The sequence below is a fragment of the Streptomyces sp. NRRL B-1347 genome (assembly GCF_000720325.1).
GTDB lineage: Bacteria > Actinomycetota > Actinomycetes > Streptomycetales > Streptomycetaceae > Streptomyces.
On record NZ_JOJM01000124.1, the window covers coordinates 1 to 8,952 of the forward strand.

Below are 8,952 nucleotides of genomic sequence, written 5' to 3' on the forward strand. Positions count from 1 at the left end.
AACAAGTCGATCCGTGACACCTGTGACCGGGTCCTGTGGCTGGAGCGCGGCGAGCTGCGCATGGACGGGCCCACCGACGAGGTCATCAAGGAGTACGAGAAGTTCACCGGTAAGTAGCCGGATCGCCGCCGTCTGGTCGCGGCCGAATGGAGCAGGGCCCGCCGGAGACCCCGGCCGGGCCCTGACTCGTTTTCAGACATCACGCATCTCCCAAGTCACAGGAGTTCAGGGAAGATTGAAGCCAATCGGTGCGTTCTTGTGATGTGCGGAACACCCCGACGAAGCGCTGTCCGTTGTACAACGTAAGCTGTACCGGTGCTGATTCGCGGCAAGTGGGGCGATATCGCTCCCTGGCTGGGCGCGGGGCACGCTGCGCCGCCGGGCGGCCTTGGCGGCGTGTCCGAAATAGGATGTATTGGGTCGGCAGTGTAGAACGGGAGATGTGACGGCAATGGCTACGGACGATCTCCAGCTACGCGATGCGTCCGCCGTCCTCGCCAAAGCCGCGGACGAGAACTTCCCCGTGGCCCCGTTCTTCCTCCCGCGCGCTTGGCGCGAGGACCTCATGGCCGTGTACGGCTTCGCCCGCCTGGTCGACGACATCGGCGACTCGGACCTGGCCCGCGGCGCCGCCCACGCCCGCTACCTGGGCGCGGACCCCGGGGCCGCGGGCGACCCGCTCGCCCTCCTGGACGCCTTCGAGGCCGACCTGCGCAAGGTCTTCGCCCCGGGACCGGAGCCGGGCCATCCCCTGCTGCGCGCCCTGGTGCCCACCGTGCGCCGCCGCGGCCTCACCCCCGAGCCGTTCCTCGGCCTGATCGCAGCCAACCGCCAGGACCAGCTCGTCCAGCGGTACGAGACGTACGACGACCTCGTCGCCTACTGCGAGCTGTCGGCGAACCCGGTCGGCCGCCTCGTGCTCGCCATCACCGGCACCGCGACACCCGAGCGGATCCGGCTCTCGGACTCCGTGTGCACCGCGCTCCAGATCGTGGAGCACCTCCAGGACGTGCGCGAGGACCTCGGGCGCGACCGCATCTATCTCCCCGCCGAGGACATGAAGCGCTTTCACGTCCAGGAACGGGATCTGGCCGCTCCTAGCGCAGGCGCGTCGGTGCGCGCACTGGTTGCATTCGAAGCGGAACGCGCCCACTGCCTCCTGAATGAAGGCACCCCCCTGGTGGGTAGCGTCCACGGCAGGCTGAAGCTGCTGCTGGCAGGGTTCGTGGCAGGGGGGAGGGCGGCCGTCTGTGCGATCGCCGCCGCTGGATACGACGTACTTCCAAGGCCGCCGAAGCCCACGAAACCGCGTTTGCTGCGCGAGGTGGGTGCGGTTCTGCGAGGAGAGGGGTGAGCCGGACCGTGGAGTCAGAACCTCGCGTGTCCGCACCGGTACTCGCCGCATACAGCTATTGCGAGGCCGTGACCGGGCAGCAGGCACGAAATTTCGCGTACGGCATCAGGTTGCTGCCGACGCCGAAGCGGCGCGCGATGTCCGCGCTCTACGCGTTCTCACGGCGTGTGGACGACATCGGGGACGGCGCGCTCGCGCCGGACGTGAAGAAGATCCGGCTCGATGAGACGCGGAGCCTGCTCGGCCGCATCCACGACGGCTCGGTGGCGGAGGACGACACCGACCCCGTGGCCGTGGCGCTCAGCCATGCCGCGCGGCACTTCCCGATCTCGCTCGGCGGCCTCGACGAGCTGATCGACGGCGTCCTGATGGACGTGCGCGGCGAGACGTACGAGACCTGGGACGACCTCAAGGTCTACTGCCGGTGCGTGGCCGGGGCCATCGGTCGGCTCTCGCTCGGCGTGTTCGGCACGGAACCGGGGGCGCTGCACGCGGAGCGCGCGCCGGAGTACGCGGACACGCTCGGGCTCGCGCTGCAACTCACCAATATCCTCAGGGACGTTCGTGAGGACGCCCTGGAGGGCCGGACCTATCTGCCGGCCGACGACCTGGCCAAATTCGGCTGCTCCGCCGGGTTCGAGAGGCCGGAGCCGCCCGCCGGGTCCGACTTCGCGGGCCTCGTCCACTTCGAAGTGCGCCGCGCCCGCGCGCTGTTCGCCGAGGGCTACCGCCTGCTTCCCCTGCTCGACCGGCGCAGCGGCGCCTGCGTGGCCGCGATGGCGGGCATCTACCGCCGCCTGCTCGACCGCATCGAGCGGGATCCGGAAGCGGTCCTTCGGGGCCGCGTTTCGCTGCCGGGCCGCGAGAAGGCGTATGTCGCCGTGCGCGGTCTGTCCGGCCTCGACGCGCGCAATGTCGCACGCCAGGCCGTCAGGAGGCGTACGTGACCCCCGACCGCGGGACCAGTGGCTTCGGCCACCGCAACCGGCGGGCAACCCTCCGCATGACCTTGGCGTCCCAGACTGCAACCGCCGAAAGGGAGGACGCATGAGGCAGCACGAAAGGCGGACCGAACCGGGCGGTGACGCGGACGCGGATCGCCCGGGCGGAGCGGGCGGCGGGCGTCCTGGGACCTCCGCCGTCGTCGTCGGCGGCGGACTCGCCGGGATCACCAGCGCGCTCGCCCTCGCCGACGCCGGGCTGGACGTCACGCTGCTCGAAGGGCGCCCCCGGCTCGGCGGGCTCGCCTTCTCCTTCCAGCGCGGCGAGCTGACGGTCGACAACGGCCAGCACGTCTATCTGCGCTGCTGCACCGCCTACCGCTGGTTCCTGGACCGCGTCGAGGGCGCGCACCTCGCACCGCTGCAGGACCGGCTCGACGTACCCGTGCTCGACGCCGAGCGGAACCGCCTCGGACGGCTGCGGCGCACCGCGCTGCCCGTGCCGCTGCATCTGGCCGCGAGTCTCGCCACCTATCCGCATCTGTCGCTCGCCGAGCGCGCCCAGGTGGGCCGCGCGGCGCTCGCCCTCAAGGGACTCGACCCGGCCGATCCGGCGCTCGACAACCAGGACTTCGGCAGCTGGCTGGCCGCGCACGGACAGTCGGCGCGCGCCATCGAGGCCCTGTGGGACCTCGTCGGCGTGGCCACCTTGAACGCCGTGGCGGGCGATGCCTCGCTGGGCCTCGCCGCGATGGTGTTCAAGACCGGGCTGCTCTCGGACCCGGGTGCCGCCGACATCGGCTGGGCGCGGGTGCCCCTCGGTGAACTCCATGACCGCCTGGCCCGCAAGGCGCTCGACTCGGCGGGTGTCCGTACCGAACTGCGAACACGTGTCACCTCCATCTCGCCTACTAAGAACGGCGGTTGGCGCGTCGAGGTTCCCGGTGAGCGCATCGAGGCCGATACCGTCGTGCTCGCCGTGCCCCAGGCCGAGACCCACGACCTCCTCCCGGAGGGCGCCCTCGACGACCCCGACCGGCTGCTCGGCATCGACACGGCGCCGATCCTCAACGTCCACGTGGTGTACGACCGCAAGGTCCTCAAGCGGCCCTTCTTCGCCGCGCTCGGCACGCCCGTCCAGTGGGTCTTCGACCGGACCGAGGCCTCCGGGCTGCGCGAGGGCCAGTACCTCGCGCTGTCCCAGTCGGTCGCCCAGGACGAGATCGACGCCCCCGTGGCGGCGCTCAGGGAGCGCTATCTGCCGGAGCTCGAACGCCTGCTGCCCGCCGCGCACGGCGCACGGGTCCTGGACTTCTTCGTGACCCGGGAGCGCACGGCGACGTTCGCGCCGACGCCGGGCGTCGGCCGCCTGCGACCGGGCGCGCACACCAAGGCGCGCGGGCTGTACCTGGCCGGCGCGTGGACCGCCACCGGCTGGCCCGCGACGATGGAAAGCGCTGTTCGCAGCGGTATCAGCGCCGCGAGGGCGGCGCTGACCGCGCTCGACCGCCCGCGCGACCACCTCTTCGAGGAGGCGGCGTGACGCTCGACCTTCTGGGGCCGTCCCAGAAACCCCGCACCGGAACTAGAGGAGAGACTGTGCCGACTGTGCCCTCGGCCCAACCGGCCGCTGTGGACGTGACCGCGCTGTTGGAGCGGGGCCGGACACTGTCCACCCCGGTGCTGCGGTCCGCCGTGGACCGCCTCGCGCCTCCCATGGACACTGTCGCCGCCTACCACTTCGGCTGGATCGACGCCGCGGGCAACCCGGCCGACGGCGACGGCGGCAAGGCCGTGCGCCCCGCGCTCGCGCTCCTCTCCGCCGAGGCCGCGGGTGCCCCCGCGGAGGTCGGCGTGCCCGGCGCCGTGGCCGTCGAACTGGTCCACAACTTCTCGCTGCTCCACGACGACCTGATGGACGGCGACGAGCAGCGCCGCCACCGCGACACCGTGTGGAAGGTGCACGGCCCCGCGCAGGCCATCCTCGTCGGCGACGCCCTCTTCGCCCTCGCCAACGAGATCCTCCTGGAGATCGGCACCGTCGAGGCGGGCCGGGCCACGCGCCGGCTGACCACCGCGACCCGCGCCCTCATCGACGGCCAGGCGCAGGACATCTCCTACGAGCACCGCGAGCGGGTCACCGTCGAGGAGTGCCTGGAGATGGAGGGCAACAAGACGGGCGCCCTGCTCGCCTGCGCGGTCTCCATCGGCGCGGTCCTCGGCGGCGCCGACGACGCCACCGCCGACACCCTGGAGAAGTACGGCTACCACCTCGGACTCGCCTTCCAGGCCGTCGACGACCTGCTCGGCATCTGGGGCGATCCGGAGGCCACCGGCAAGCAGACCTGGAGCGACCTGCGCCAGCGCAAGAAGTCGCTGCCGGTCGTCGCCGCGCTCGCGGCGGGCGGACCCGCGTCCGAGCGGCTCGGCGAGCTGCTCGCCGCCGACGCCAAGAGCAATGACTTCGACAGCTTCTCCGAGGCGGAGTTCGCCGCGCGCGCCGCGCTCATCGAGGAGGCGGGCGGCCGCGAGTGGACCGCGGAGGAGGCGCGACGGCAGCACGCCATCGCCATCGAGGCCCTGGACGCGGTCCAGATGCCGGACCTGGTGCGGGCGCAGCTCACCGCGCTCGCCGACTTCGTCGTCGTACGGAAGAGATGATCACTATCGGGCACACCTGACTCGCAGTCGCCGAACGCCGCCCGGGTGCGGGCGGTGTCCGACGGCGGACCCAGCAGAGAAGAAGCACTGCGTCGAAGGGGAAGCCATGACAGCGACGACCGACGGTTCCACCGGAGCGGTGACGCCCCGCGCGGCCTCGGCCACCGACACACCTGACACGACCCCCGGGGCGGCCGGGGCACCGGAAGCCGCCAAGCGTGCCGTGGAGCGCTCCACGGGGTTCCTGCTGTCCCGCCAGGACGCCCAGGGCTGGTGGAAGGGCGACCTGGAAACGAACGTGACCATGGACGCCGAGGACCTGCTGCTCCGCCAGTTCCTGGGCATCAGGGACGAGCCGACCACGCGCGCCGCCGCCCTCTTCATCCGCGGCGAGCAGCGCGACGACGGCACCTGGGCCACCTTCTACGGCGGCCCCGGCGAGCTCTCCGCCACCATCGAGGCCTATGTGGCCCTGCGCCTGGCCGGGGACGCCCCGGACGAGCCGCACATGGCGCGGGCCTCCGCCTGGATCCGTGAGCGGGGCGGCATCGCGGCGGCCCGGGTCTTCACCCGGATCTGGCTCGCCCTCTTCGGCTGGTGGAAGTGGGACGACCTGCCCGAACTCCCCCCGGAGCTCCTCTACTTCCCGAAGTGGTTCCCGCTCAACATCTATGACTTCGGCTGCTGGGCGCGGCAGACCATCGTGCCGCTGACCGTCGTCTCCGCGAAGCGCCCGGTGCGCCCCGCGCCCTTCCCGCTCGACGAGCTGCACACCGACCCGAGCGTGCCGAACCCGCCCAAGCCCCTTGCGGCCGTGGCCAGTTGGGACGGCGTCTTCCAGCGCCTCGACAAGGCGCTGCACGTCTATCACAAGTTCGCGCCGCGCGGCCTGCGCAAGGCCGCGATGAACAGCGCCGCGCGCTGGATCATCGAGCGGCAGGAGAACGACGGCTGCTGGGGCGGCATCCAGCCCCCGGCCGTGTACTCGGTCATCGCCCTCCACCTGCTCGGCTACGACCTCGACCACCCCGTGCTCAAGGCGGGCATCGAGTCGCTCGACCGGTTCGCGGTGTGGCGCGAGGACGGCGCGCGGATGATCGAGGCCTGTCAGTCCCCGGTGTGGGACACCTGCCTCGCCACCATCGCCCTTGCCGACGCCGGGGTGCCCGCCGACCATCCGCAGCTGGTGAAGGCGGCGGACTGGATGCTGGGCGAGCAGATCGTCAGGCCCGGCGACTGGTCGGTGCGCAAGCCCCATCTCACGCCGGGCGGCTGGGCGTTCGAGTTCCACAACGACAACTACCCCGACATCGACGACACCGCCGAGGTCGTCCTCGCGCTGCGCCGCGTCGCCCACCCGGACCGGCGCCGGATGGACAGCGCCATCGACCGCGGCGTGCACTGGAACCTGGGCATGCAGTCGCGGAACGGCGCCTGGGCCGCCTTCGACGTCGACAACACCAGCCCGCTGCCGAACAAGCTGCCGTTCTGCGACTTCGGCGAGGTCATCGACCCGCCGTCCGCCGACGTCACCGCGCACGTCGTGGAGATGCTCGCCTACGAGGGCAAGTCCCACGACCCGCGCACCCGCAGGGGCATCGAGTGGCTCCTCGCCGAACAGGAGGAGAACGGCGCCTGGTTCGGCCGCTGGGGCGTCAACTACGTCTACGGCACCGGGTCCGTGCTGCCCGCCCTCGTCGCGGCGGGCCTGCCCGCCGCGCACGCGGCGATCCGCCGCGCCGTCGCCTGGCTGGAATCGGTGCAGAACGACGACGGCGGCTGGGGCGAGGACCTGCGCTCGTACCGCGACGAGCGGTGGATCGGGCACGGCGCGTCCACCGCCTCGCAGACCGCGTGGGCGCTGATCGCGTTGCTCGCCGCGGGGGAGCGGGACTCCAAGGCCGTGGAGCGGGGCGTCACCTGGCTGACCGAGAGCCAGCGCGAGGACGGCTCCTGGGACGAGCCGTACTTCACCGGCACCGGCTTCCCCTGGGACTTCTCGATCAACTACCACCTGTACCGGCAGGTCTTCCCGCTGACCGCCCTCGGCCGGTACGTGCACGGCGAGCCGTCCGTCGGCGGCCTGGGCAAGGGGAGCTGATGAGCACGGACCCGGCCCGCCCGGGGCCCGCCCCGCTGCTCGTCGCCTGCGCGCTCGGCATCGAGCAGCTCGCCCTGCGCACCGGCGACCGCGGCGGTGCCCGCGGGCCCGTGACCGTCCTGCGCACGGGCATGGGCCCCAAGGCCGCCGAGCGCGCCGTCACCCGGGCGCTCGGCAAGGAGTCCCTGCGCGACGCGGCGGTCGTGGCCACCGGGTTCTGCGCCGGGCTCGCCCCCGGCATGCACCCGGGCGACCTCGTCGTCGCCGACGAGACCCGGCACGACGGCGGCCGCACGCCGTGTGTGGGCACCGGGCTCCTGGTCGAGCAGCTGGTGCGGGCCGTGCCGGGCCGTACCGTGCACACCGGCCCGCTCACGGGCTCCGACCACGTCGTCCGCGGCCCCGAACGCGGCGATCTGCTCGCCACCGGCGCGATCGCGGTCGACATGGAGTCCGCCGTCACGCTCCGCAGTGCCGTCACGGCCGGACCCCGGCCGGTTGCGGCCGTCCGGGTGGTCGTCGACGCCCCCCAGCACGAACTCGTCCGCATCGGCACGGTCCGCGGTGGAATATCGGCCTTCCGCGTGCTCCGCGCCGTGCTTCCCGCTTTTTTCGAATGGCACCGATCTTCGCCGCTCCCCCGGAGGTGAGCCAGATGGCTATGCCGCTGCGTCAGTCAATCAAGGTCGCTACCTATCTCTTTGAACAGAAGCTGCGCAAGCGTGACAAGTTTCCGTTGATCGTCGAGTTGGAGCCGCTGTTCGCGTGCAACCTGAAATGTGAGGGCTGCGGCAAGATCCAGCACCCGGCCGGTGTGCTCAAGCAGCGCATGCCGGTGGCCCAGGCCGTGGGCGCCGTGCTCGAGTCCGGCGCTCCGATGGTCTCCATCGCGGGCGGTGAACCGCTGATGCACCCTCAGATCGATGAGATCGTGCGCCAGTTGGTGGCCAAGAAGAAGTTCGTCTTCCTGTGCACGAACGCGATGCTGCTGCGCAAGAAGATGGACAAGTTCACGCCCTCGCCGTACTTCGCGTTCGCCGTGCACATCGACGGCATGCGGGAGCGCCACGACGAGTCCGTGGCGAAGGAGGGCGTGTTCGACGAGGCCGTGGCCGCCATCAAGGAGGCCAAGCGGCGCGGCTTCCGGGTGACCACCAACTCGACCTTCTTCAACACGGACACCCCGCAGACCATCATCGAGGTCCTGAACTTCCTCAACGACGACCTGAAGGTCGACGAGATGATGCTGTCGCCCGCCTACGCCTACGAGAAGGCACCGGACCAGGAGCACTTCCTCGGCGTCGAGCAGACCCGCGAGCTGTTCAAGAAGGCCTTCGCGGGCGGCAACCGGCTGCGCTGGCGGCTGAACCACTCGCCGCTGTTCCTCGACTTCCTCGAGGGCAAGGTCGACTTCCAGTGCACGGCCTGGGCGATCCCGAACTACTCGCTCTTCGGCTGGCAGCGTCCCTGCTATCTGATGAGCGACGGCTACGTACCGACGTACCGGGAGCTGATCGAGGAGACCGACTGGAGCAAGTACGGCCGCGGCAAGGACGACCGGTGCGCCAACTGCATGGCGCACTGCGGGTACGAGCCGACCGCCGTGCTCGCCACGATGGGTTCGCTGAAGGAGTCGCTGCGCGCCATGCGCGAGACCGTCTCCGGGAACCGGTGACGTCATGACCCCTTCGGGCCCCGTATCCCTGGGCCTGCCCGAGCCGCCGGTCCGGCCGATAGCGGAGCGCCGCTCCGCGCGGCGCATCCAGGTCGGACCGGTGGCCGTCGGGGGCGGCGCGCCGGTGTCGGTGCAGTCGATGACGACGACGCGTACGTCCGACATCGGGGCGACGCTCCAGCAGATCGCCGAGCTGACGGCGTCGGGCTGCCAGATCGTG

Annotated in this window: 8 protein-coding genes and 1 pseudogene; all 9 read left to right on the forward strand. The window is 71.3% G+C overall.

The features are described from left to right. Positions 1-117, forward strand: a pseudogene (locus IG74_RS51620) (ABC transporter ATP-binding protein); the annotation flags it as partial. A gap of 334 nt (positions 118-451) precedes the next feature. Continuing rightward, complete coding sequence (gene hpnC / locus IG74_RS0142810; protein ID WP_030688851.1) at positions 452-1,354, forward strand: squalene synthase HpnC; 903 nt, start codon at positions 452-454, stop codon at positions 1,352-1,354. Then, positions 1,351-2,301, forward strand: coding sequence for a presqualene diphosphate synthase HpnD (gene hpnD / locus IG74_RS0142815; RefSeq protein WP_030688853.1), 951 nt, complete (start codon positions 1,351-1,353; stop codon positions 2,299-2,301). Before hpnC ends, hpnD begins: the two co-directional genes overlap by 4 nt. Before the next feature lie 100 nt (positions 2,302-2,401). Further along, the gene (gene hpnE / locus IG74_RS0142820) at positions 2,402-3,838 is read left to right on the forward strand and encodes a hydroxysqualene dehydroxylase HpnE (RefSeq protein ID WP_030688854.1); all 1,437 of its coding nucleotides are present in this window, start codon (positions 2,402-2,404) and stop codon (positions 3,836-3,838) included. Beyond that, a complete protein-coding gene (locus IG74_RS0142825) occupies positions 3,835-4,956 on the forward strand; it encodes a polyprenyl synthetase family protein (RefSeq protein ID WP_078869582.1) in 1,122 nt (373 codons plus the stop codon). Before hpnE ends, IG74_RS0142825 begins: the two co-directional genes overlap by 4 nt. A gap of 106 nt (positions 4,957-5,062) precedes the next feature. Beyond that, positions 5,063-7,057, forward strand: coding sequence for a squalene--hopene cyclase (shc, locus tag IG74_RS0142830; protein ID WP_030688858.1), 1,995 nt, complete (start codon positions 5,063-5,065; stop codon positions 7,055-7,057). Then, positions 7,057-7,707 (forward strand): hypothetical protein, encoded by a 651-nt coding sequence (locus IG74_RS0142835; RefSeq protein WP_030688860.1) that lies wholly within the window; start codon positions 7,057-7,059, stop codon positions 7,705-7,707. The genes shc and IG74_RS0142835 overlap by 1 nt, the downstream gene beginning before the upstream one ends. A gap of 5 nt (positions 7,708-7,712) precedes the next feature. Next, the gene (hpnH, locus tag IG74_RS0142840; RefSeq protein WP_030688861.1) at positions 7,713-8,732 is read left to right on the forward strand and encodes an adenosyl-hopene transferase HpnH; all 1,020 of its coding nucleotides are present in this window, start codon (positions 7,713-7,715) and stop codon (positions 8,730-8,732) included. A 4-nt stretch (positions 8,733-8,736) separates the two neighbouring features. Next, positions 8,737-8,952: flavodoxin-dependent (E)-4-hydroxy-3-methylbut-2-enyl-diphosphate synthase (locus IG74_RS0142845; RefSeq protein WP_030688863.1), on the forward strand; the 216-nt coding region annotated here is incomplete at its 3' end.